The following is a 23,174-nucleotide window of genomic DNA, read 5'->3' as shown; positions in this document are numbered from 1 at the left end:
TGCTCAGCCGTCGACGCGTCCGAATACGACGGCGGCCAGAATGGTGTGCGCACTGGCGATCACGGAGGCGAGAGGTTCGCGTTCGGGGGACAGCAACCATTGCTGAGCGATGGTGAGAACCGCGCCCACCAGGCCCATCGCCAGCGTTTTACGGTTCGGCCCGGCCAGGCCTCGGCTGGACCCTACGGTGTCGGCGACCTGTAGCACCGTCGCCGAGAACGAGGTGGTGGTCTTGCGGTACAACGCGTCGACGGTGGGGGATACGCCGAGGATTTCGACGAAGGCGATACGAGCGGACTTCGGTTGCTCGGCGACGAACGTGAAGAATCCGGTCAGGGCTCCTCGGAGCACCTGTTCGCTGGACTCCGTCTCCGAGGCCGCTCCGGCCAGGATGCTCTCGCGCATCGCGTCGGTGGCGCGGGCGTAGGTGGCCATCAGGAGTTCTTCGCTGTTGGTGAATGACTCGTAGAAGTAGCGCTTGGTCAGGCCCGCTTCGCTGCAGACTTTCTCCACGGTCGCCGTCCGGTACCCGGTGGTGCCGAACACTTCGACGGCGGCGTCGAGCAGGCGGATCCGGCGCTCCTGCTGCCGCTGCTGCGGATCGGCACCTCGATAGGTGCGGCCGACTTCACTGTGATGGGTAGTCACAGACAGATCTTGACACCGCTCGGTATCAGATGCAAAGTGTTCGCAGGAATGCATCTCGATCGAGGGGGAGACATGGCGTCATCGACGCTCCGGAACAAGGTCGTTCTGATCACCGGCGCGGCACGAGGAATCGGTGCCGAGACCGCACGTGCGTTGGCAGGTCGTGGAGCCAAGTTGGTACTCGTCGACGTCGACGAGGCCCCGCTGCGGGAGGTCGCGACGCAGCTGAAGGCCGAGGCGTTCGTCGCCGACGTCCGAAATCTGGACGACATGCAGCGCGCCGTCGACGGCGGCATCGCGGCCTACGGAGGCATCGATCTGGTGCTCGCCAATGCGGGGATCGCCAGCTACGGATCGATTCTGCAGGTGGACCCGGCCACGTTCCAGCGCGTCATGGACATCAACGTGATGGGCGTGTTCAACACCGTCCGCGCTGCGTTGCCGTCGCTGATCGAACGCAACGGCTACATCCTCGTCGTCTCCTCGCTGGCCGCGTTCACCCCGTGCCCCGGCTTGGCCGCGTACAACGCCAGCAAGGCCGCTGCCGAGCATTTCGCCAATGCGCTTCGGCTGGAAGTGAACTACCGAGGAGTCGACGTCGGCTCGGCCCACATGGCCTGGATCGATACCCCGATGGTCCAGGACGCGAAGTCCGATCTCAGCGCCTTCCAGGATTTGCTCGCGGTACTGCCCGGCCCCCTCGGGAAGACGATGACCGTCGAGCAATGCGTGGATGCGTTCGTCGACGGCCTGGCCAAGCGCAAGCGCCGCGTCTACGTACCGCGGTGGGTTGGTGCGGCGTCCTGGTTCAAGGCCGTCATCACCTCGCGCGTCGGCGATCGCAGCATGTTGGCGCACGTGCCGACGATCCTGCCCAAGATGGACGAAGAAGTAGCGCGTCTCGGTAGGTCCGAGAGCGCCCGCAACAAAATCAGCTGACCCCCCACCGAAGGAATCGTTGTTCATGACTGCCGTACTGACCACTCCCGAGGTCGATGTCCTCATCATCGGCGCCGGCCTGTCCGGGATCGGTGCCGCGCGTCACCTCGGGCACGATCTGCCCGGGAAGACGTACACCATCCTCGAAAGCCGCGGGGCGATCGGTGGCACCTGGGATCTGTTCCGCTACCCCGGTATTCGCTCCGATTCCGACATGTACACCCTCGGGTACAGCTTCAAGCCGTGGACGGGAGAGAAGTCCATCGCCGACGGTTCCGACATCCGTAACTACATCGTCGAAACCGCGCGAGAAGCGGGTGTGGACAAGCACATTCGATACCACCACAAGGTCGTCGCCCTCGAATGGTCGTCCGAGCAGCAGTTCTGGACGGTCACGGCGCAGCGCAGCGACACCGACGAGACCGTCACGATCACCGCGTCGTTCGTGTTCTCCTGCAGTGGTTACTACAACTACGACAAGGGTTTCAGTCCGGAGTTCGTCGGCCAGGAGAACTTCGGTGGGCAGGTGATCCACCCGCAGCACTGGCCCGAGGATCTGGATTACGCGGGCAAGAAGGTCGTCGTCATCGGCAGCGGTGCAACGGCGATCACGCTGGCTCCCAACCTCGCTCGTGAGGCCGAGCACGTGACGCTGCTGCAGCGCTCGCCGAGCTACATCCTCTCGCTCCCCTCGAAGGACCCGATTGCGCAGACACTGCGGAAACGTCTGCCGAAGAAGTTGGCGTACAGCGTGACTCGGCTCAAGAACGTGTCGATGGCCATGTTGATCTTCACGTTGAGCCAGAAGTACCCGGAATTCATGAAGAAGCGGATCCGAAAGATGCAGGAGGGCTGGCTGCCGAAGGGATACGACCTCGACACCCACTTCACCCCGTCGTACAACCCGTGGGATCAGCGCCTGTGCCTGGTGCCCGACAACGATCTGTTCCGCTCGATCCGCAAGGACGAGGTCTCGATCGTCACCGATCACATCGACAGCTTCACCGAGACCGGCCTGAAGTTGAAGTCCGGCCAGCACCTCGACGCCGATATCGTCGTCACCGCAACGGGATTGAACCTGTCCGCACTCGGCGGCGCGACCTTCCGCGTCGACGGTAGAGACGTGGATCTGCCCAGCACCATGGCGTACAAGGGCATGATGCTCACCGGCATCCCCAACTTCGCTTTTGTCGTCGGGTACACCAACGCGTCGTGGACGCTCAAGGCCGACATGGTCTCGAACTACGTCATGCGCCTGCTCGCCCACATGGACGAGAACGGATACAGCACCGTCGAGCTCGAACGCGACCCGTCCGTGGACGAAGAGCCGTTCCTCGATTTCGCCGCCGGCTACGTGCTGCGGGCCGTGGACAACTTCCCGAGGCAGGGCAGCGAAACCCCGTGGAAGCTGCGGATGAACTACTTCCGCGACCTGCCGGTTCTGCGGTACGGCAAGCTCGTCGACAAGGCGATGAAGTTCGGGCGGCCTCGATCGAAGGTCGCGGTCGCCTCCTGACGGGAATAGATCGAGTCCCTGATCGTTTGTTCCGGACATGAAAATTGGCATCATCGGAAGTGGATTCATCGGTGGAACGCTCGTGCGCCGGTTGACGGCGCTCGGTCACGAGGTTCGGTTCTCGAACTCACGAGACCCGGAGACTCTGGCGGAGCTGGCGTCGGAAACCGGAGCGACGGCGGTGTGGGCAGCGGACGCGGCGCAGGATGCGGACCTGGTCATCCTCAGCATCCCGCAGAAGAACGTGCCCGACCTCGCCGCTGGTATCGCCGGCGCACGCAAGCCCGGAGCGCCGATCATCGAAACGAACAACTACTACCCGCAGCAGCGCGACGGTCTGATCGAAGACATCGAAGGCGGCACACCCGAGAGCGTGTGGGTGTCGCAGCAGCTCGGTGAGCCGGTGATCAAGGCCTTCAACGGAATTTGGTACAAGCACCTGCTCGAGAAGGGTGTTCCTGCCGGAACCGACAAGCGCATCGCGCTGCCGATCGCCGGGGACGACGCAGAGTCGAAGAAGTTGGTGTTCTCGGTGATCGACGAGCTCGGCTTCGACCCGGTCGATGCCGGTTCGCTCGCCGAGTCGTGGCGTCAGCAGCCGGGAACCCCGGTGTACGGCAAGGACTTCGGCGTCGACGACACGGTGAAGGCGTTGGCCGAGGCGTCCCCGGAACGCTCCGCGGAATGGAAAGCTTGAGCCGATCTACTCGAGCCGCTGAACTACCTGACGCGACCCTCGCGGAGTGTGCGCTCCGCGAGGTCGCGTAGCGGCCCGGTCAGGGCCGAATCGCCGACCCGGCACGATTGCTCGCCCACCGACACGTTCCACACGAAGGTGTCGCGGGCCTGCGACTCGGCCGGCTCGGGTGGGGGCGGCTCAGCGAGGTACGGGCGCGCAGCTTCGACCAGCGACTGCCATTCCGGCTCGTCGGTCTCGACCACTCCGCGCTTGGACATTCCGGCGATCCCGCCGGTTCGCAGTACCTCGATGCGCAGGCTCATGCCCCTCGATCACACCCGATCGTCGCTCGGCTCCCGTGTTGACTGAACTCCCACGGTAGACCAACCGGTGGCCACGGCCCGTGCGACGTCGGAATCGGCACCGAATCGCTTCTGCGCTGCGAGCAGCGTCGCCGCGGAGAATCCGGCGAAGTCGACCGTCGGTGCCAGACCCCCGACAGTCATGGTGTCGAACCAGACCTGGCCGACGCGGTCCCACGCCGGGCCACCCAAAGTGGTTGCGGCGACGGCGAACGCGCGGTTGGGAATGCCCGAGTTGATGTGCACACCGCCGTCGTCCTCGGTGGTGACGACGAAGTCGTCCATGCTCGCCGGCTGTGGGTCCTTGCCGAGTACATCGTCGTCGTACGCGGTGCCGGGCTCGAGAAGCGAGCGCAGCGCCTTGCCCTGCACCGCGGGCAGGAACAGGCCTTCACCGATCAACCACGACGCGTCCTCGGCGTTCTGCTTCGCGGTGTACTGCTCCACGAGTGCACCGAACACGTCGGAGATGGACTCGTTCAGTGCGCCGGCCTGGTCCTTGTATTCGAGCGGGGTGGTGTACTGCGTGAAACCGTGCGCGAGCTCGTGCGCGATGACGCCCAGAGAAACGGTGAAGCGGGCGAACACCTCTCCGTCACCGTCGCCGAACACCATGCGAGAACCGTCCCAGAACGCGTTGTCGTAGTCCCGGCCGTAATGCACCGTCGCATCGAGGGGCAGGCCGCTGCCGTCGAGACTCGAGTAGCCGTACACCTCGTCGAAGAACGCATACGTGGCACCGAGGCCGTCGTATGCCTCGTCGGTCGCAGCATCGCCGGTGGGATCCTCACCCTCGGCACGAACCTGCTGACCCGGGAGGTCGCGGGTCGCTTTCGCATCGGAGATGGTGCGTTCGAGGGTGCCGCCTGTCCGCGGTGCGATGGCGGTACGTGCCTGGACGACCTCTCTGCCCGCCCGCATCTCGCGGTCGGCCAGCAGAGTCGCGCGGGCACCGGCTCCCTGCAGACGCTCGAGCAGAAACGGTGGAACTACGCCATGCGAGTGGAGCCTGCGGAACGATCCGGAATCGGTATCTGTCGTCATGTGCGGTGACCCCCTAGGTCCGTGGCATGTGCGGTGATGGTTCCCAGTGTGCCCGAGGGCACCGACACATTCGGGTCCACCGCACCGAGCTCACTCACGCAGCGTCGACAGATCGATACTGTCCACCTCGCTCGGGGGACGCAGCGCGGTGACGGTCGCCCAGTTCCGTGCCAGTAGGGAGGCGTCGGAGTCGTCGTCCTCGGCGTGGATCTCGTCGAACCGGACGGTGACGAAATCTTCTCCGCGATCGCCTATTTCGGCCTGCACCGCGCCGTATCGGGCCAGCGAGGCCGGAACGATCCCGGCGAAATCCGACCGTGCAACGTCGGGAATGTTGACGTTGACGACCGCATCGACGGTCAGATGCGAGATCATCCATGTCACCGCCAGATGCGCGACGTGTTCGGCGGTGTCCCAGTGCGACGGCCGAGTGGCGAGCGACGACAGCGCCATGGCGGGGACCCCGTGAGTCAGCGCTGTCAGCGCCGCGCCCACCGTGCCCGAATGCAGTACGGCCGCACCGGTATTGGGGCCGTGATTGATACCGGAGAGGACCACGTCGGGTGGATCGCCGAAGGCCCCTCGGGTGGCGACAAACGCGATGAGGGCCGGTGAGGCCTGTACCGCATACACTTCGACACCGCGCAGCCCCTCGATCTCGGTTCGCTCGATACCCAGGTGATCGTCGACGCCCATCCCCGTCAACGATGCACTGGCACCGCTGCGTTCCTCGTGGGGAGCGGCCACCACGACGTCGAGGCCGGCGTCGAGCGCGACCCGCGCCAGCAGCGCGATGCCTGCGCTGTCCACACCGTCGTCGTTGGTGATCAGCGCCCTCATTTCTTGCCCGCCTTGCCGTACGGACGCACGTCGACCGATTCGGTGAGTCCGAGAACCAGGTCTTTTCGGCCGCTACCGAGGCCGCGGCGGGTGACGTTGGCGGTGCCCGCTCCGCCGCCCAGGCGGAGCGCCTCCGGCATCGACATTCCCTGGGCGATTCCGGCGGCGATGCCGGCGCTCATCGAATCGCCTGCACCGTGGTGGTCGACCATCTGCAGACCCGGAGTGACGATTTCGAGTACGTCGCCTTCCACCAGAGCCAAGGCAGGGTCTCCCGCTCGGGAGATCACAACCACCTCGGCACCGTCGTCGTGCATCTTTCGCATCGCATCGATCAGGTGCTTCGGGTCCTCGGACTCGGCTCCGCCGTCGGAAATGAGGTCCTCGTGGCTGACCTTGAGCACCGTGAGACCGCCGGCGAGGGCAGCCAGCATCGTCGGTCCGGACAGGTCCGCCACCACCGGGACGTCGAGCGCACGTAGGTCGGCGCACAGTCGCTCGTAGACCTCGGGCGGCACGATGTTGTCGGCGTGCGGACCGCCGAGAATTGCCACGTCGCTGCGGGCGCCGGTGGCAAGTGCCGCGCCGAACAGGTCGTCGAGCGCGTGCCTGGCCAGCGGCGGCGGATCGACCGTGGCCAGTACCTCGCGCTCTCCGCTTCGGCGATCGTGCACGTAGGAGCCGCTTTCCTGGCCGATGTCGACGGAGACGACGGAGATGCCCTCGCTCTCGACGATGCCCCGCAATACGGCACCGATCTCGCCGCCGAACACCCCGGCGAGGGTGACATCGAGACCCAGCACCGACGCCATTCTGGCGATCCAGTGACCCTGACCGCCCGCGTGCACGTGCAGTTCGGTACTGCCGTTGGGGGCAGCGTCGAGGGTCACCGTCAGTAGTGGGGACGGCGCGAAGACGAACGCGCTGGGCGCGCGGGAGGAGGTGGACATCGTGAGCGAATGCCCGATATGTCAGGTCCGAAACAGCTACAACTCGAAAACGTCGACTCAGAATCGACGACGCAGGCGCATCCCGATGGGGCGTCCGTCGGGGTCGACGAACAGCCGGTAGGCGAGTGCGGCGAGTCGCTGCTGCCAGACGGGCGGCACCGTGATCTCGTGCATTCGCAGTCGGCCGACGGGCCGGGGCTTCGCGGACGGGTTGCGGTGCCAGTTGTCCAGGGCCGTCGCGCTCGCCGAGATCACGTCGAAGAACTGCTGTGGGTCGACGAGGTCGGCGTCGTCGCCGTCGGCCCGCCCGAGGTGTTCGCGGATCAGTTCGAGTCTCAGGTTGCGCGCGTGGGTTCTGGCGCCGTCGCCGAGGCCTGCTGGGTCCAAGGGTGCCCGATCGTCGCGCTGCTCGTCGACAATGGCCGCGGTCAGCTCCGAATCATGGGTCCAGGAGCGGCGATTGAAGTTGTCCGACCCCACTGCCGCCCACACGTCGTCGATGATGCAGACCTTCGAGTGCACGTATACCGGTATGCCACGGTCGTTTTCGATGTCGAGTACCAGTACGCGGTCACCGCCGGCCGCGCGGATGACCCCGAGCGCCGCCGAGTGTCCCAGCAGCGCAGAGGGAATGGTCAGGTTGCTGTCGTCGTCGAGGTGTTTGGGGACCACCACCACCAGCCGCAGGTTCGGCTTGCGGCGCAGTGCCGCGGCGAACACACGCGCGACGTCGACGGACCACAGATATTGGTCCTCGATGTAGATCAGCTCGGTCGCACGGTCGAGGGCTTTGGCGTACGCACGGGCCGCGCTGCGCTCGCCTCTCGTCGCGAACGGGTAGGCGGGGCGTCGACGCGGGTAAGTACGCAGCAGCTGAACCGAGCACGTGCCCTGCGGCTCCGGGGCGGCGGCAGCGGGTGGCAACTCCGACGGTTCACGCGTGACTCCGCGCAGGAAATCGGGAATGGCATGCCACGGTAGACGCGAGAGCGCCGCGGGATCTTCCCACCGTTCGCGGAAGACGTCCTCCACATCCCGGACTGCGGGCCCCTCGATCTGCACCTGCACGTCGTGCCACGCCGGAATCTCGCCGTACTCGGGCGGGAAGGGGCGCGAGACGGGATCGCCGAAGTGATCGGCGTCGTCGCGTCGAGCACGGGCCAGATCGATACCGCCCACGAAAGCGACGTCGGGCAGATCTTTCCTGCCGTACCGCACGACCACGAACTTCTGATGGTGGCTTCCGGTGACCAGCACGCGCTGGTCCAGAATGACCTCGCCGCCCGCCTCCTCCAGCCGCAGCGCGAGCTTGCGGTTCTTCGGACCGGTGAAACCGAGGGTTTCCATGTGGGAGCGCCACACCATGCCCTTGACGACGCCACCGCGGTGCGCGACGGCGGCCAGGGCATCCTCGACGGTCACGCCGTCGTCGGTGAGCAGCTGCTCCGGGTCCCCGCGCCAATCGGTGAAGAGCACCAGATCGTCGCGCTCGGTCTGCTCGAGGGCCCGTGCGAGTGCCGCGAAGTACGTCTTGCCGTGCACGAGGTTCTCGACGCGATTGCCCTCGGTCCAGGCCGAAATTCGGGTGTCGTCGTTGCCTCGCTCGGGCGCGGTCAGGAACCATGGGTGCCCCGGATCGAAACTGCGCTCGGGAGCTGTCAGAGCAGAGGTGGACCGACCGAATTTCTCGGCAACTCCGTCTACGACGCGCCGGATGCGCTGCACTATCACGATGGCATTGTTCCACCCGGTTTGAAGGCCACAGTGGGCGGGCACCCCGGCGATATGACTCAGGTACCCAACGTCACGCTCAGAAACGGCAAGCAGATTCCCCAGCTCGGTTTCGGCGTCTTTCAGATCGACGCCGACGAGACCGCGAAGGCCGTCGAAACGGCGCTCGAGATCGGCTACCGACACATCGACACCGCGCAGATGTACGGCAACGAGAAGCAGGTCGGCGAGGGCATTCGCAACTCCGGCATCGACCGCGAATCGGTGTTCGTCACCAGCAAGCTCAACAACGGTTTCCACCGGCCCGACGACGCGCGCTCGGCGTTCGACAAGACGCTCAGCGACCTCGGGACCGACTACGTCGATCTCTTCCTCATCCACTGGCCGCTGCCCACCCGGTACGACGGCGACTTCGTCTCCACGTGGAAGACGTTGGAGGAGTTCGCGGCCGACGGCCGGGCCCGCAACATCGGCGTCTCGAACTTCCAGCCCGCTCACCTCGATCGCCTCGCCGAAGAGACCGAGACGGTCCCCGCTGTGAACCAGATCGAGGTGCACCCCTACTTCGTCAACCACGACGTGTGGGCCTACGGCCGCGAACATGCCATCCCCACCGAGGCGTGGTCGCCGATCGCTCAGGGCAACGTTCTCGACGACGCGGAACTGAAGCGAATCGCCGACGCCACAGGCAAATCCGTTGCACAGGTGGTGCTGCGCTGGCACATTCAGCGTGGCAACATCATCTTCCCGAAGTCGGTGACACCGGAGCGAGTGAAGGCCAACTTCGACATCTTCGACTTCGAGCTGAGCTCGGCCGACGTCGATGCGATCACTGCACTCGACAAGGGCGAGGAAGGCCGGAACGGTCCGAATCCGGACACGTTCGACATGATCCCGGACTAGATCGTAACACTGTGGGCCCGAACGTCTTCGGACGTTCGGGCCCACAGTGCTGTTCGAACGGCTGTCGGTGCTTCAGTGCTTCAGGGTTGATCCGGTGGCGGCGATGACCTGTTCGGTGGTCACGCCAGGCGCCAGTTCCACCAGCTCTAGCGTGCCGTCGCCGACGACATCGATGACGGCCAGGTTGGTGATGATGCGGTCGACGACGCCCTGGCCGGTCAGCGGCAGGGTGCACGCGTCGAGGATCTTCGGATTGCCGTCGCGGTCGGTGTGTTCCATGACCACGATGACGCGTCGAGCCCCGTGTACCAGGTCCATCGCGCCGCCCATGCCCTTGACCATCTTGCCGGGGACCATCCAGTTGGCGAGGTCGCCGTTACGGGACACCTGCATGCCGCCGAGAACGGCTGTGTCGATGTGGCCGCCTCGGATCATGCCGAAGCTCAGCGACGAATCGAAGTACGACGCACCGGGATTGACGGTGACGGTCTCCTTTCCGGCATTGATGAGGTTGGCGTCGACCTCGTCCTCGGTGGGGTAGGGGCCGGTGCCGAGGATGCCGTTCTCCGAATGCAGAGTGACGTTTACCTTGTCGGTGAGGTAGCCCGGGATCAGCGTCGGCAAGCCGATGCCGAGGTTGACGTATTCGCCGTCGACCATCTCGGCCGCCGCACGCTCGGCCATCCGGTCTCGGGTCCATCCTGCGGTCATGCTCGAACTCCTGAACTGACGGTGCGCTTTTCGATGCGCTTGTCCTGTGGACCGGTATGTACGACACGTTGGACGAACACCCCGGGAAGATGCACCTGGGCCGGGTCGATTTCGCCGGGCTCGACGAGCTTTTCCACCTGAGCGATGGTGATCCTGCCCGCCATCGCTGCCAGCGGATTGAAGTTCATCGCTGTCTTGTCGAACACGAGATTGCCTGCGGTGTCGCCGATCTCGGCATGCACCAGAGCGAAGTCGGCGTTGATCGCCTCCTCGAGCACGTAGCGTTTGTTGCCGAACACCCGTGTTTCCTTGGGCGGTGACTCGATCGAGACGGAACCGTCGGCGTTGTAGCGCCACGGCATTCCGCCGTCGGCGATGGGGCTGCCGACCCCGGCGGGGGTGAAGAAGGCGGGAATGCCGGTGCCGCCGGCGCGGAGACGCTCGGCGAGCGTGCCCTGCGGTGTCAATTCCACTTCGAGTTCGCCGGCGAGGTACTGCCGGGCGAACTCCTTGTTCTCGCCGACGTACGACGCAGTGACGCGGCGAATACGTCCGGCTGCCAACAGAATTCCCAATCCGTAGCCGTCGACGCCGCAGTTGTTGGAGAACACCTCCAATTCGTCCGCGTCGGTGTCGGCGATGGCCTCGATGAGGGCATCGGGGATGCCGCACAGGCCGAAGCCGCCGACCGCGATGGTCGCTCCTCTACCGATGTCCGCCACCGCGTCGGCTGCGGAGTCGTAGGTCTTTCCTGTCACGTGAACTCCTGATGTGTTCGTTGAGCAAACGATGGGTCCAGTGAACTCGACCTGCGGGCATTGCGGAGGTGTTGGGAAATTCTGCTCGATTGTCGAACATGAAGTGCGTCGGCGTTCACTCAGTGGACGTACAGTGGTGCGGTGACTGTGCTCGATGCCAACGCAGGCGTCATCGCCAAAGTGTGTGCTCTGCTGCGTGCCGCCAGTGCGGCGGAGGCGGCCGGTACCTCGACCACCGAGTTGGCGAGGTCTGCTGGCGTTGCGCGGCCGACGGCGCATCGGCTGTTGACGGAATTGGCCGACGAGGGATTCGTCGACCGCGATACGGGAACCGGACGGTGGGCACTGGGACCGGAAATCTATCTCCTCGGCTCCATGGCCGCGTTGCGCTACGACGTCACCGATCAGGCCCGAGATATCGTGCAGGACTTGGCAATGCGGAGCGGCGAGAGCGCGTTCCTGTCCGCGCGTCGAGGTGGCGAGACGGTGTGTCTGCTTCGGGTGGAGGGCAGCTTCCCGCTACGGTCGCATGTGCTGTACGAGGGCATCCGATTACCGCTGGGTGTGGCCTCCGCAGGCTTGGCCGTTCTCGCTCATCTCCCGGACCGCGAGGTCGACGACTACCTCGACGGAGTCGATCTGGTGCCCGAGTGGGGAGCCGATCATTCGGAGTCGGCGATTCGCCACCGGATCGAGCTGACGCGGTCCTCGGGCTACGCCGTCAACCCGGCGTTGCTCGTGGAAGGCAGCTGGGGACTGGGCGCGGCGGTGTTCGACCGCGGCCGCAGGCCGGCATGGGCGTTGAGTCTGACCGGTGTGGAAACGAGGTTTCGAGAGGACAGACGTCGGGAGTTGGGAAAGATGCTGCTCGACGCCGCGCATCGGCTCACCCTGCAGGTGGGCACCCGTCCCGATCCGATCTAGCCGTCCAGTTCTTCGAGAATGTCTGCGGCATCCTGGCTTCCGCCGGCTGCCAGCCGCTGCAGTTCGTCGCGGTCCTCGCGCTCTCCGGCGCTTTCGACGAGCATGTCGACGGCGTCGCTGTTGCCGGCTGCGGCAAGTGAACGCAGATCGTCGACGGTGCCCTGCTCCACCAATTCGTCGATCGCGTCCTGGTCACCGCCCGCAGCCCGTGCACGTAGCGCGGTCAGGTCGGATGGCGTGGGTTCGGTCATGTACGGAGTTTAAGTCGCCCGTGCGAGGCGAGGAACAATTCTGACGTACGCGATCATGCCGATCAGCTCCACCAACGTCTGCGTCACCACAACGACTGCGGCGAGGGAAAGAGCCGGCGGCAGCGCGAGCGCGAGAGGCAGCACCACCAGCGAGTTCCGGGTCGCCCCGGAGAAGATCAAAGCCCGGGTCGCGGGCACGTCCTGGCGGGTGACCCGAGCCGTCGCGAGTCCCACGACGGCCATGACGACCAGAAACGCCACGAAGATCGGCACTGCTGCGATCAGCTGAGATGCCTCGCTGCGGACTGCGTCGGCTTGAGATGCGACGACGACTGCGAGGGTTGCCATCATGATCGGCACCATTGCCGCGGCCATGGCGTCCATGATGTGAGTGCCGAGGCGTGTGCGTCGTGCCAACCACTGCGTTGCCGCAGCCAATGTCAGTGGCAGCGCGATCAGTAGGACGAACGCCTCGACGAACGGTGCGACGTCGACGATCTCCATTACCTCGGATCCGACAAACAACCAGAGGTAGAGCGGCAAGAACGCGATCTGCAGCAGCATCAGTAATGGAGCAGCGGCGAGAAGTCGTTCCGATGCCGCCCCGGCCAATCCGCTGAAGACGATGACGTAGTCGATGCACGGAGCCAACAGCACGAGAAGTATCCCGACGAGCACCGCTTCGTTACTCGCAACGAACCGGGTCAGTGCGAACACGACGATCGGGACGAGTACGAAATTGAGCACCACGACGCTCAGCAAGAAATTCCGGTCGCGTAGCGAATCGCCGATGGCGGAGAACGGAACTGCGAGGAACGTTGCGTAGAGCAAGACGATCAGCGCCGGATTGATGGCGATCTCGAATGCGGGAGCCGATGCCGGTGCCGCCAACCCGACAACAACTCCGACGGCCAACGCCAGTAGGTACAGCGGGATCTGGAACTTCTCGAGCCACGCCACTGCCGAACCGGTCACGTGGTACTCGTCGATGAAGTGCAGAGGGTGGGCACGTACCGAGGATAGGCGTTGTCGAGTATTCGGGGGATGTGGCTCGGGTACGCGATCATCGCCGCGTCGGTCCGACGACCTGGGGTTCGACGGGTCCGGCGTTCTTGTCGGTGGGTCGGGATACTCTTCTTCCAGTTCGAACATGCGTTCTTGTTTCGATTCACTGGGGGGTGAAGAGATGGCGATACCGACGGTGTCGTTGGATGCGTTGACCGCTGCTGCGCGGGAAGAGAATCGGCTGGCGGCTCGCAAGATTTCCGCGTGCTACTCCGTCCATCGGAGCTGGATCACTCTCGACACCAAGCACAAGCACTACAGCCGGTATGGGCGCACCGAGATGGCGGTGGCGTTGGGGTGTTCGGCGACGGTCGCCGAGGCGTATGTCTCGGTCGGGGTCGCCCTGCACACTCGACTGCCGCTGGTGAAGAATGTATTCGAGGCTGGGGAGATCGACCTTCCGCGAGTGAGGGTGGTGTGCCGGATCCTCGACAACCTCTCCGACGACATCGTGAAGTCGGTCGAGGACGAGATCGTCGAAACAGCCCGCCGGTCGTCACCGGGGCCGCTGGAGAAGGAGATCTGGGACATTCTGCTGCGGGTGGCACCGGAGGAAGCGGCAGCGTTGCGGGAGTTCGCGAAGAAGTTCCGCAATGTTTCCTACGCACCAGCTGGGGAATTGGCCCGGATCCGAGCAGAATTGACCGCCCCCGAAGCCGCGGCCGCATGGCAGCTCCTGGAGGAAATGGCCGACACGCTCTGCTCGAAAGACCCACGCGGAAAACAGGATCGGCTGTGTGACGCCTTCATGGCGCGGATGCACGGTGAACCCCGGCTGGTATGCCTGTGTCAACGAGCGGACTGCCCGAAGAAAGATGCAGAGCTGCCGGATCGTCGGGTGCCGTTGACGATGGTCACCGTCGATATCGCAACGCTGATCGGACTGCTCGCGAATCCGGCGTACCTGGCCGGGCACGGATCCATCGATCCCGACCTCGCGCGGGAGTTGGCGCGCAACAGTCAGTGGCAGATCCTGCTCACCGAGGCGGTGACGCTGGCAGAGAAACTCGGACTGGCAATGCAGAACCCGGAAACCGGGGACTGGGAACAACGTTCGGCAGAAACCACAGCCGAGCCGAGTGCGACAGAGCCTGACGTGACACAACCCAACGCGGAACCGAATACAGTGAAATCGGATACGCCGGCAACGCAGCCGGATACAGGGACGAGGAGCGCAGGCACGGACACCGCACCACCTCCGCCATCACCACAGTCGCCGCCTGACCCAGGACCGCACACCGGGGCCGGTTCATGCCCAAACCCGGGTTCGGTTGCGCCAGAATATCATTCGACGACCAACACAACGTCACCCGAGTCGACCGCGGATCCCGACACCCGGCAACGACGTCGGAATGCCTTGGCGGCCTCTGCAGCCCTGTTCTGTACTCACACACCCGTCGGCAGGGGCACACGGCACAGCTCTGCCCTCGACCTATCCTCGGCGGTCCGCCCCGACAACCCGACGATCCGCCCCGCAGGCCGCACCGCACAGCGCACTTCCTCAGCCATCTACCTCGGCAACGCCTCCCTCGCCGCAGCACTCGAAGCCGCCATCGCCGCCGACCCCACTCTCGGCAAGTCCGTCGGGCGCGACCCCCTCACCGACCGAGCCCTGATCTACCGACCCGACGCCCTCACCACCGCCGCCGTACGGCTACGCGACCGCCATTGCCGTTTCCCCGGCTGCCACCGACCTGCGGAACGCTGCCAACTCGACCACGTCGCTCCGTTCGATCACGCCAATCCACTCGGCGGCGGCTGGACGACAGTCAACAACCTCCAATGCCTTTGCGAATACCACCACAGCGTCAAGACCGCCGGCTACTGGACCGCCGTCATGCTCCCCGGCGGTGCCATCCTATGGACCTCCACCTCGAAGACAACCCGAATCACCCTGCCCGCCAACGGAACCGCGGTACCCATCCTCGGCAACGACCTCCGGCCCTGTATCCCCACCAAACCGCGACGATCCGGCATCATCGCCTACCCCGACCCACCGGACAACGAACAGCCGGAGACAGACGACACGGCAGCACCGCCCTTCTAGAGGCCGCGTTCTTGGATGCAACGTTCAGTAGTCGAACGCCTCGAACCTGACGTCCTCGCCAGCCAACCACCCCAGAACTGCTGCGTGTAGAGGAGGCACAGCGCACACATAGAACTGCCTTCGCCCGACGTGGCCTACGGCTTTGACGTCGGCCGCGGTCATTCGTCGCATGTATGTCCGGGCTCGGAGCTGTTCGAGAGTGCGTGCCTTGGCATGCCCGTCGGTGTCCAACTGTCCGGTGATGAACACCATGATCGCCATCCCCAAGTGGCCGACCTGCTCGATGACGTCGACGGCGAGAGCCAGGTCCTCTGCGCGGATGCTCCACAGCAGGGTCAGCGCGAGTCCGGATTCGTGGGCAGCATGCGCCTGCGCCATGAAGGGCGTGATCCCGATCCCCGATGCCACGACCACTACGTCGTCGGTATCGGGCTGCGTATCGCCGTATCTGGTGTCGTCCTCGCCGCCGAAGCCCATGACAGGGACGGCCAGGTCCGACCCTGGAGTCCACCGCGACAGCAGGCGGCTGACCGGTCCGTGCTCCCGAACGGTTATCTCGAATACATTGCTGCCCGAAGTGTTCGGTTCGCTGGACACCGTGAACGTTCTGATGAAGTCGTCGTTGAGGGAGCTCGGGTCATGATCGCGCATGTGCGACCAGCCACGATCGAGTCGATCCGAGAAGTCGAGGGTGACGTGTTGCCCTGCACGCCATCGCACCGGCGTCGACGACTCGCCCGGAGAAAGCCGGAATGTGTAGCGCGATATCGTCGGTGTGATCGGCAGCTTGTGGATCAGCGAGGCAAGCATTCTGTCCGCTGATCTGGGCCGCCGGCCCGAACCTCCGACCTCGCGGGCCAATCTTCGAACCGGCGGGTTGTACGGCGACGGGTCGAGCAGCGTGCCTCGGAATGCAAGGCCCTCTCTTACGAAGCGCACTGCCTCGATATCGATCCGTACAGCCATACTGCTATGTGGCAGAACGCTTTCAGCGGCATCTCCGATCAGTACCTCTGCGCGTCCCGTCAGGTAGAGGATGTCGCCGGTGTCGAAATCGGGAAAGGTGAGTCCCACTGCCCGGTCGGAAGTGATGTTTCCCAACGTCTGGTAGAGGCGGTTCCCCGAGTACTCCGGGTACACCAGGGTCACGCCCTCCGTGTCGGAGTTGCTGAAAATCCGGACGAATCCTGGTGCCCCACCGCGGATGTTGGTGTCCATGCTGTGGGCACCGTGTCGGCTGGAGATGAGGAACGTGTCGGATCTGCCGATGAGGGCGAGGGCGTCGGCTGGTAGCGGGAGTGAATCGGTGATCAACTGCGGAGATGATGCGTAGGGTGTTATCGCCCGCTTGTTCAGATATTTGGGGCAGTTTCCGAGGGTTTCGTCGACTGCGACATTCACCTGTACGTCGAGAGATTCGCTGGTCTCCGAAGGCGTTGTGTCCGTTCGCCTTTCTAGCACCATCGCGTCGTGCAGCCGTCCTGCGATCTTGACCCGGCCCCTGTGCTCGAGATCGATGACGAGGCCCGAGACCAGCTTTCCTCGTCCGTTCGTGGCTTCGTCGCCCACGAGACCCTCGAGCACTGGGTCGGTACCCGTCCAGTGAGCGCCCGGATCTGCGGGGCGAGGTTCGAGCCGGGTCCGAAACCTCACTCGGAGAACACTGTCCGCGGCCACGGTTGCTGTTCCCGGAGCGCCTCCGAGCAGCGTTGTCCACACACGGCCGTCGACGCCGATCGTCCCCAGCGCCACGAGTGGGCTCCGGCTCATCCAGGGTCCGTATGCGGCGGGCAGCCCTGGGACAGTGGGGTTGTCCTCGTACGGCACCTGCAGAAGACGGTGCATCGTCTCTTCGCCTGGATGCCACTGGCTCGGCACGTGGTCGTCATCTGTTCGCATGAGGTCTGGCCGTTCTCGGAGACTGTTGGCATACATGGCTATTGGGAATGACCGGTGCGGAATCGGGAACAAGTTCTCTATCAGGCTGCGTGTCGCGCCCCGGAAGATCGATGAAGGAAGGTGGTGATCAGGGTGGCGACGTCGTCGAGGTGGCTTTCGAGGAGGAAGTGGCCCCCGTCCAGCAGATGAATTTCCGCGTCGGGGAGATCGCGCAGGAACGCGCGCGCACCGTCGGGTCCGAAGATCTCGTCGTTTTTGCCCCAGACAGCAAGGAGCGGGGGACGACAATCGCGAAAGTAGCGCTGCACCGCGGGATACAGGCGGACGTTGGTCGGATAGTCGGCGAACAGCCGCAATTGGACCTCGTCGATGCCGGGGCGGGTGAGTAGCGCGTGGTCGTGGATCCAAGCGTCGGGACTCAGGAGCGTCGAATCGGAGACACCGTGGACGTACTGCCATCGGACCGCGTCCAGTTCGAGTGCTTCGCGCAGCGGCGCCGCGGTTTCCGGTGTGCGGTTATTCGCGTAGGTCCATAGAGGAGCCCAGAACGAGTCGACGAACCCTTCCTCGTAGGCATTTCCGTTCTGGGTGACGATGGCGGTGATGCGATCGGGATGGCTGAGGGCGAGACGCCATCCGACGGGTGCGCCGTAGTCCTGGGTGTAGATCGCGTACCGGTCGAGACCCAGCTGCTCGAGGAGGTGATCGGTCACTGCGGTGAGCGCGTCGAAGGTGTAGTCGAAGTTGTCGACGGATGGAGCTGACGAGTATCCGAAGCCGATGAGGTCGGGTGCGATCACGTGAAAATGCTTGCCCAACAACGGGATGAGGTGGCGGAACATGAAAGAGCTCGAGGGTGTTCCGTGCAGCAGCACGATGGTGGGATCGGCGGGATTGCCGGCCTCGCGGTAGAAGACTTCGAGTCCGTCGACGGTGGTGGTGTGGTGATGAACGGCGACCATGGATAACCCCTATGGGTAGTTGATGTGGTTACTCCCATGACGGAACCACACTGGCCGTAACCTGTCAAGCGGTCTATGATGGTTACATGGACACCGCGGAAGCACGGGCGATCGATGAGGCACTGCTGATCGACCTGCTCAACACCACACCGGTCGTGGATGATCAGCCGATCGATCTCCTGGCGGGCGACGCCGACGGCCGAGACTGGCTGAGTGCACGCGGCGGGACCGGAAGCGCCGAGGAGCTTCGGGTGTGTCGCGCTCTGCGTGACGACCTTCAGCGGGTGGTGCGGGGTGAGGCGTCACCGTCGTCGCTGAGAACGTACTTGGATGGCCTCTCGCGGGTGCCGGTGCTGACCGATGACGCGCTGGACTGGAATCTGCAGGTAGCCGAGGACCGACGACTGGCTGCACGAATAGTGCTGGCCTGGGCGGAGATTCGTGAGAGTATTCCCGGCGCACTGCGTCCGTGTGCGAATGACGAGTGCCGCCTGTTTCTCCTGGATCGCTCCCGTGCGGGCACCGCGCGGTGGTGTTCGATGGCCACGTGTGGCAACAAGATGAAGGCCCGACGGCACCGTGCTCGGGCAGCGGGCGACTGATTGTCGCGCGCCTCAGCGGGCGCAGGGCGATCGCCCTCGTCGCGAACATTCTGCTGGCCGGCGCGGGGTGTGCCGTCTCCTGCTCGGGCGCAACACGCGAGCCCACGACCGACCGATCGTGGGCTCGTCGTGCAGGAGGTGAGAGTCGCTCTCGGGCGCTAGGACCCGAGGGCGACCAGGGCTGGGGGCGTCAGACCAGGTTGCGAATGTGGTCGCGCGTGAATTCGATGCGCTCGTCGACGCGGCCGTCGCCGACCTTGTTCACCCACTCCGGATCGGAGAGCAGCGCGCGTCCGACAGCCACCAGATCGAACTCGCCGTCCTGGAACTGGCCCGCCAGCGCGTCCAATCCCGTCACACCGGAGGCCGCGTCCTCCGACCATGCCGAGGTGAACACCGAATCGAGGCCCACGGAGCCGACGGTGATGGTCGGAACGCCGGTGAGCTTGCGCGTCCAACCGGCCAGACCGAGCTTGCCGTCCACTCCGTCCAGTTCGGGGAATGCCGGATCCCAGTGCCGCCGAGTCGAAGCATGCAGTACGTCCACGCCTGCGTCGACCAGTGGCGTGAGGACGCGATCGAGTTCGGCCGGGTTCTCTGCGAGTCGAGCGTCGAAGTGGTTGCTCTTCCACTGCGAGAAGCGGTAGACGATGGCAAAGTCCTCACCCACCGCGGCGCGGATCGCAGCGACAACCTGTGCGGGGAAGCGGGTCCGGGCCTCGAGAGATCCGCCGAATTCGTCGTCACGCACATTGGTTGTTGCCCAGAGGAATTCGTCGAGGAGATAACCGTGAGCGCCGTGCAGTTCCAGGCCGTCGAAGCCGGTGTTCTTCGCGTTGACGGCAGCCTGAACCCAGTGCGAGGTCAGTTCGTCGAGGTCGGCGTCGGTGAAGGCGCGCCCGACCGAGGAGCCGTCGAGAGCGATGCCGGACGGGCTGACGGTGGTGACGTCGGGGAACAGGCGTGGCTCGGTGCCGCGCTCGACACCCAGGTGCCACAACTGCGGGATGATCGCGCTGCCCTCGGCGTGGACCGCATCGACGACGCCCTTCCATCCTTCGAGGCTGGCGTCGCCGTAGATCCTCGGTACGCGGGTGTGCGGTCCTGCGGCGGGGTCGGGGATGTACGTGCCCTCGGTGATGATGAGGCCGGTGCCGCCTGCTGCACGTTTGCGGTAGTACTCCGCCACGTCCGGGCCGGGGATGCCGTCGGGCGAGAACGCCCTCGTCATCGGGGCCATGGCGAAGCGGTTACGCAGCTTCAGCGACTTGACCTCGAACGGCTCGAAGAGCCCGGCGGTGGACAGGTGTGGTGTTGTCGTTGCAGTTTCGGTCACGCCTGCGCACAACCTGGTCGGACTCCGAGCTATTCCCCCTCCCGGACTGTAGCGTCGAAACACTATGAGCCAGTCGCCGCTGATATCAGCTTCCGAATTGCACGGTCTGTTCGAGATGGGTCGCGGCCCAGTGGTCCTGGACATTCGGTGGACTCTCCAGAACGGTAGCGACAGAGCAGGTTACGAGTCGGGGCACATCCCGACCGCGCAATTCGTCGACCTCGGTACGGAACTGGCGGCACCGCCAGACGATCGTGGCCGCCATCCGCTGCCCGACGCGGATACGTTCGTTGCGGCGATGCGAGGAGCCGGAGTCGGCGACGATTCCGCGGTGGTGGTCTACGACGCGGGCCCGGCAACTGCGGCTGCGCGGGCCTGGTGGTTGCTCCGCTACTTCGGCCACCGGGATGTGCGCGTACTCGACGGCGGGTTCGCGCGATGGGTCGACGAGGGCTATTCAGTCGGCACCGAGCCCTCGATCGTGGCGGCCGGATCGTTCACGGCGCGGCCGCCGCTGGCCCGGGTCCTCGAAGTCGGGGACGTGCTGGCCTTCGCCCGCGAGAACGTCCTGCTCGACGCCCGCGCACCCGAGCGATTCCGCGGCGAGGTCGAGCCAGTCGATCCCGTGGCCGGCCACATCCCCGGGGCGGTCAACAGGCCGACGACCGACAATGTCGATTCCGACGGGCGCTTCCTGCCCCCGGAGGTACTCGATGGCGCATTCGGTGGACTCGTACCGAAGGGAAAGGACGTCGCCGTCTACTGCGGCTCGGGCGTGACCGCTGCACATCAGGTTCTCGCACTGGAGTTGGCAGGCATCGATGCCGCGTTGTATCCCGGCTCGTGGTCGGGTTGGATCACCGATCCGACGCGGCCGAGGGCATGACACACCGGCGCTGAGCTGGCAGTTCATTCAACCAGGGTTGAACTTGAATCTGACTTCAACTATACCTGGGGAATGAAGGTTGCAGGCAAGGTCGCCATCGTCACCGGAGGTGGTGGCGGAATCGGCGGAGCCATCGCCGCCAGACTCACCGAACACGGAGCCCGCGTCGTCGTCTCCGATGTGGACGAGTCCACGGCCCGATCCGTGGTCGACGCCATCGAGCGAGACCGGCCGGGCACAGCCGTCGCTGCCGCGGCCGACGCGTCGGACATCGGGGATATCGAGCGGCTGATCGCGGTCGCCGAAGAGTCGTTCGGACCGGTCGATCTGTATTTCGCAAACGCCGGCATCAGTGGTGCCCCCGGGCTCGACGCCAGCGAACAGGACTGGGACCTGTCCTTCGACGTCAATGTGCGCGCACACATCCGCGCTGCGCAGCTGTTGGTGCCCGGTTGGCTCGAACGTGGTGAGGGCTACTTCGTCAGTACGGCCTCGGCAGCGGGCTTGCTCACCCAGATCGGTTCCGCGACATACGCGACGACCAAGCATGCTGCGGTCGGGTTCGCCGAATGGCTCAACGTCACCTACGGCAATCGGGGCATTCGCGTCAGCTGCCTGTGCCCGATGGGCGTCAATACCAAGCTGCTCTACGAAGGCCGCGAATCGGGAGATGCCTTGGGAGCGGCCGCAACTGCCGCGGTACTGAGCGCGGGCGCTGTGCTGGAGCCGCTCGACGTCGCCGACGTGGTGCTCGACGCGATGGACCGGGAGCAGTTCCTGATCCTGCCCCACGAGAACGTACTGGACATGTACCGCAACAAAGGTGCCGATTACGACCGGTGGTTGCGCGGCATGCGCCGCTACCAGGACAGCTTGCTCGACAACCAACAGGGGAACTGAACGTGGCATTTTTCGAGACCAGCGACCGCGCAAAGAAGTACGAGTCGGATCTGTTGGAGTTCATGGACTCTCACGTCTATCCGGCGGAGGCGGTGTACGAGCAACAGATGCTCGAAGCCGGTGACCCGCACTTCCATCCCCCGATTCTCGAGGACCTGAAGAAGGAAGCGCGCTCGCGTGGACTGTGGAATCTGTTCCATCCGCACCCCGAGTGGGGCCCCGGCCTGACCAACCTCGAATACGCTCCGCTGGCCGAGATCATGGGCCGCAGCCTGCTCGCCCCCGAGGCATGCAATTGCAACGCACCCGACACGGGCAACATGGAGGTGTTCACACTCTTCGGTACCGACGAGCACAAAGAGAAGTACCTGAAGCCGTTGCTGGACGGCAAGATTCGCTCGGCCTTCGCGATGACCGAGCCCGACGTCGCCAGTTCCGATGCCACCAATATCGCAATGAAGATGGACCGCGACGGCGACGACTTCATCCTGAACGGGCGCAAATGGTGGACGTCGAACGCGATGCACAAGAACTGCAAGGTTCTGATCGTCATGGGCAAGACCGATCCCGAGGCAGCAACGCACCGGCAGCAGTCGATGCTCGTCGTGCCCATCGATGCGCCCGGCGTCACCGTGCTGCGCAACCTGCCCGTCTTCGGCTACGTCGACCGAGAGGGCCACGCCGAGGTTCTCTTCGAGGACGTGCGGGTGCCGGCGAAGGACGTGCTGAAGGGGCCGGGTGAGGGATTCGCCATCAGTCAGGCTCGGCTGGGGCCCGGCCGTATCCATCACGCGATGCGGACCATCGGTGTTGCGGAACGGGCGCTCGAATTACTTTGTCGCCGTGCGGTTTCACGGGTGACCTTCGGCAAGCCGGTCGCCATGCGTGCGAACATCCAGGACTGGATCGCCGAGGCGCGCATCGAGATCGAGAAGACGCGGCTGCTCACGTTCAAGGCCGCGTACCTGATGGACACCGTCGGAAACAAGGAAGCGCGTACCGAGATCGCAGCGATCAAAGTTGCTGCGCCCGAGATGGCGCTGAAGATCATCGACCGCGCCATTCAGGTGCACGGCGGAGGCGGAGTCAGCAACGACTTCCCGCTGGCGATGATGTACGCACACGTGCGGACGCTGCGGCTCGCCGACGGTCCCGACGAGGTACACAAGATGTCCATCGCGAAGATGGAGCTGCGCAAGTACATGTGAACGTAGCTCACCT

General features: G+C 64.8%; 23 protein-coding genes. 10 read left to right on the top strand and 13 right to left on the bottom strand.

All coding sequences use genetic code 11. The features are described from left to right. Positions 1-3: 3 nt before the first annotated feature. A complete protein-coding gene (locus tag K414_RS0102075) occupies positions 4-648 on the bottom strand; it encodes a TetR/AcrR family transcriptional regulator (protein ID WP_027494434.1) in 645 nt (214 codons plus the stop codon). Positions 649-720: 72 nt separating this feature from the next. Here K414_RS0102075 and K414_RS0102070 point away from each other — a divergent pair, with 72 nt between their 5' ends. The 3 genes from K414_RS0102070 to K414_RS0102060 are packed head-to-tail and all read left to right on the top strand — an operon-like array spanning position 721 to position 3,800. Then, on the top strand, positions 721-1,587 hold the full coding sequence (locus tag K414_RS0102070) for an SDR family oxidoreductase (protein WP_027494433.1): 867 nt from the start codon (positions 721-723) through the stop codon (positions 1,585-1,587). Between the two features lie 25 nt (positions 1,588-1,612). Continuing rightward, on the top strand, positions 1,613-3,103 hold the full coding sequence (locus K414_RS0102065; RefSeq protein WP_037218819.1) for an NAD(P)/FAD-dependent oxidoreductase: 1,491 nt from the start codon (positions 1,613-1,615) through the stop codon (positions 3,101-3,103). Positions 3,104-3,140: 37 nt separating this feature from the next. After that, positions 3,141-3,800: an NAD(P)-binding domain-containing protein gene (locus K414_RS0102060; RefSeq protein WP_027494431.1), complete on the top strand. Its 660-nt coding sequence runs from the start codon at positions 3,141-3,143 to the stop codon at positions 3,798-3,800. Positions 3,801-3,823: 23 nt separating this feature from the next. On the opposite strand, the gene K414_RS0102055 is transcribed toward K414_RS0102060, so the two are convergent. The 5 genes from K414_RS0102055 to K414_RS0102035 all read right to left on the bottom strand — a co-directional run bounded on the left by K414_RS0102055 (position 3,824) and on the right by K414_RS0102035 (position 8,709). After that, positions 3,824-4,105: a protealysin inhibitor emfourin gene (locus K414_RS0102055; protein WP_027494430.1), complete on the bottom strand. Its 282-nt coding sequence runs from the start codon at positions 4,103-4,105 to the stop codon at positions 3,824-3,826. Positions 4,106-4,114: 9 nt separating this feature from the next. Then, the gene (locus K414_RS0102050) at positions 4,115-5,188 is read right to left on the bottom strand and encodes a M4 family metallopeptidase (RefSeq protein ID WP_027494429.1); all 1,074 of its coding nucleotides are present in this window, start codon (positions 5,186-5,188) and stop codon (positions 4,115-4,117) included. Between the two features lie 90 nt (positions 5,189-5,278). Beyond that, a complete protein-coding gene (locus K414_RS0102045) occupies positions 5,279-6,028 on the bottom strand; it encodes a 5'/3'-nucleotidase SurE (RefSeq protein WP_027494428.1) in 750 nt (249 codons plus the stop codon). Continuing rightward, positions 6,025-6,978, bottom strand: a complete 954-nt coding sequence (locus K414_RS0102040) for a PfkB family carbohydrate kinase (RefSeq protein ID WP_027494427.1) — start codon at positions 6,976-6,978, stop codon at positions 6,025-6,027. Before K414_RS0102040 ends, K414_RS0102045 begins: the two co-directional genes overlap by 4 nt. A 57-nt stretch (positions 6,979-7,035) precedes the next feature. Beyond that, positions 7,036-8,709, bottom strand: coding sequence for a phospholipase D-like domain-containing protein (locus K414_RS0102035; RefSeq protein ID WP_027494426.1), 1,674 nt, complete (start codon positions 8,707-8,709; stop codon positions 7,036-7,038). A gap of 54 nt (positions 8,710-8,763) precedes the next feature. On the opposite strand from K414_RS0102035, the gene K414_RS0102030 reads away from it, so the two are divergent. Beyond that, on the top strand, positions 8,764-9,612 hold the full coding sequence (locus K414_RS0102030; RefSeq protein ID WP_027494425.1) for an aldo/keto reductase: 849 nt from the start codon (positions 8,764-8,766) through the stop codon (positions 9,610-9,612). Between the two features lie 72 nt (positions 9,613-9,684). Here K414_RS0102030 and K414_RS0102025 read toward each other — a convergent pair whose 3' ends face one another. Together K414_RS0102025 and K414_RS0102020 are read right to left on the bottom strand one after the other, a co-directional pair. Continuing rightward, positions 9,685-10,323 carry a 3-oxoacid CoA-transferase subunit B gene (locus tag K414_RS0102025; protein WP_027494424.1) on the bottom strand — a complete coding sequence of 213 codons (639 nt, stop codon included), beginning with the start codon at positions 10,321-10,323 and terminating at the stop codon, positions 9,685-9,687. Then, on the bottom strand, positions 10,320-11,081 hold the full coding sequence (locus K414_RS0102020; RefSeq protein ID WP_027494423.1) for a CoA transferase subunit A: 762 nt from the start codon (positions 11,079-11,081) through the stop codon (positions 10,320-10,322). Before K414_RS0102020 ends, K414_RS0102025 begins: the two co-directional genes overlap by 4 nt. A 141-nt stretch (positions 11,082-11,222) precedes the next feature. On the opposite strand from K414_RS0102020, the gene K414_RS0102015 reads away from it, so the two are divergent. Continuing rightward, positions 11,223-12,005, top strand: coding sequence for an IclR family transcriptional regulator (locus K414_RS0102015; protein WP_032384209.1), 783 nt, complete (start codon positions 11,223-11,225; stop codon positions 12,003-12,005). On the opposite strand, the gene K414_RS0102010 is transcribed toward K414_RS0102015, so the two are convergent. Together K414_RS0102010 and K414_RS0102005 are read right to left on the bottom strand one after the other, a co-directional pair. Further along, positions 12,002-12,256, bottom strand: coding sequence for a hypothetical protein (locus K414_RS0102010; RefSeq protein ID WP_037218818.1), 255 nt, complete (start codon positions 12,254-12,256; stop codon positions 12,002-12,004). The genes K414_RS0102015 and K414_RS0102010 overlap by 4 nt on opposite strands. 9 nt (positions 12,257-12,265) lie before the next feature. Then, complete coding sequence (locus tag K414_RS0102005) at positions 12,266-13,231, bottom strand: bile acid:sodium symporter (RefSeq protein ID WP_027494420.1); 966 nt, start codon at positions 13,229-13,231, stop codon at positions 12,266-12,268. A 211-nt stretch (positions 13,232-13,442) separates the two neighbouring features. Between K414_RS0102005 and K414_RS28075 the strand changes: the two genes are divergently transcribed. Beyond that, the gene (locus tag K414_RS28075; RefSeq protein WP_027494419.1) at positions 13,443-15,368 is read left to right on the top strand and encodes an HNH endonuclease signature motif containing protein; all 1,926 of its coding nucleotides are present in this window, start codon (positions 13,443-13,445) and stop codon (positions 15,366-15,368) included. A gap of 24 nt (positions 15,369-15,392) precedes the next feature. Here K414_RS28075 and K414_RS0101995 read toward each other — a convergent pair whose 3' ends face one another. Then, entirely contained in the window at positions 15,393-17,213 is a 1,821-nt protein-coding gene (locus K414_RS0101995; RefSeq protein ID WP_161631774.1) for a pyridoxamine 5'-phosphate oxidase family protein, read from the bottom strand. 134 nt (positions 17,214-17,347) lie between these two features. Then, complete coding sequence (locus tag K414_RS0101990; RefSeq protein WP_027494417.1) at positions 17,348-18,229, bottom strand: alpha/beta hydrolase; 882 nt, start codon at positions 18,227-18,229, stop codon at positions 17,348-17,350. Positions 18,230-18,315: 86 nt separating this feature from the next. Here K414_RS0101990 and K414_RS0101985 point away from each other — a divergent pair, with 86 nt between their 5' ends. Beyond that, on the top strand, positions 18,316-18,831 hold the full coding sequence (locus K414_RS0101985; RefSeq protein WP_027494416.1) for a CGNR zinc finger domain-containing protein: 516 nt from the start codon (positions 18,316-18,318) through the stop codon (positions 18,829-18,831). Between the two features lie 190 nt (positions 18,832-19,021). Here the strand turns inward: K414_RS0101985 and K414_RS0101980 are convergent, their stop codons facing one another. Next, positions 19,022-20,167, bottom strand: a complete 1,146-nt coding sequence (locus tag K414_RS0101980) for an NADH:flavin oxidoreductase (RefSeq protein ID WP_027494415.1) — start codon at positions 20,165-20,167, stop codon at positions 19,022-19,024. Between the two features lie 64 nt (positions 20,168-20,231). Between K414_RS0101980 and K414_RS0101975 the strand changes: the two genes are divergently transcribed. The 3 genes from K414_RS0101975 (at position 20,232) to K414_RS0101965 (ending at position 23,161) form a co-directional block, all read left to right on the top strand. Then, positions 20,232-21,053, top strand: coding sequence for a sulfurtransferase (locus K414_RS0101975; protein ID WP_027494414.1), 822 nt, complete (start codon positions 20,232-20,234; stop codon positions 21,051-21,053). Positions 21,054-21,125: 72 nt separating this feature from the next. Next, entirely contained in the window at positions 21,126-21,953 is an 828-nt protein-coding gene (locus tag K414_RS0101970; protein ID WP_027494413.1) for an SDR family oxidoreductase, read from the top strand. A gap of 2 nt (positions 21,954-21,955) precedes the next feature. Next, complete coding sequence (locus K414_RS0101965; RefSeq protein WP_027494412.1) at positions 21,956-23,161, top strand: acyl-CoA dehydrogenase family protein; 1,206 nt, start codon at positions 21,956-21,958, stop codon at positions 23,159-23,161. Positions 23,162-23,174: the final 13 nt, after the last annotated feature.

Origin of the sequence: Rhodococcus sp. JG-3 (assembly GCF_000482405.1) — a bacterium.
In the GTDB taxonomy this organism is placed as follows: domain Bacteria; phylum Actinomycetota; class Actinomycetes; order Mycobacteriales; family Mycobacteriaceae; genus Rhodococcoides; species Rhodococcoides fascians.
Note: the sequence above shows the minus strand (reverse complement) of the source record. Positions and strands in the feature narration are given on the sequence as shown.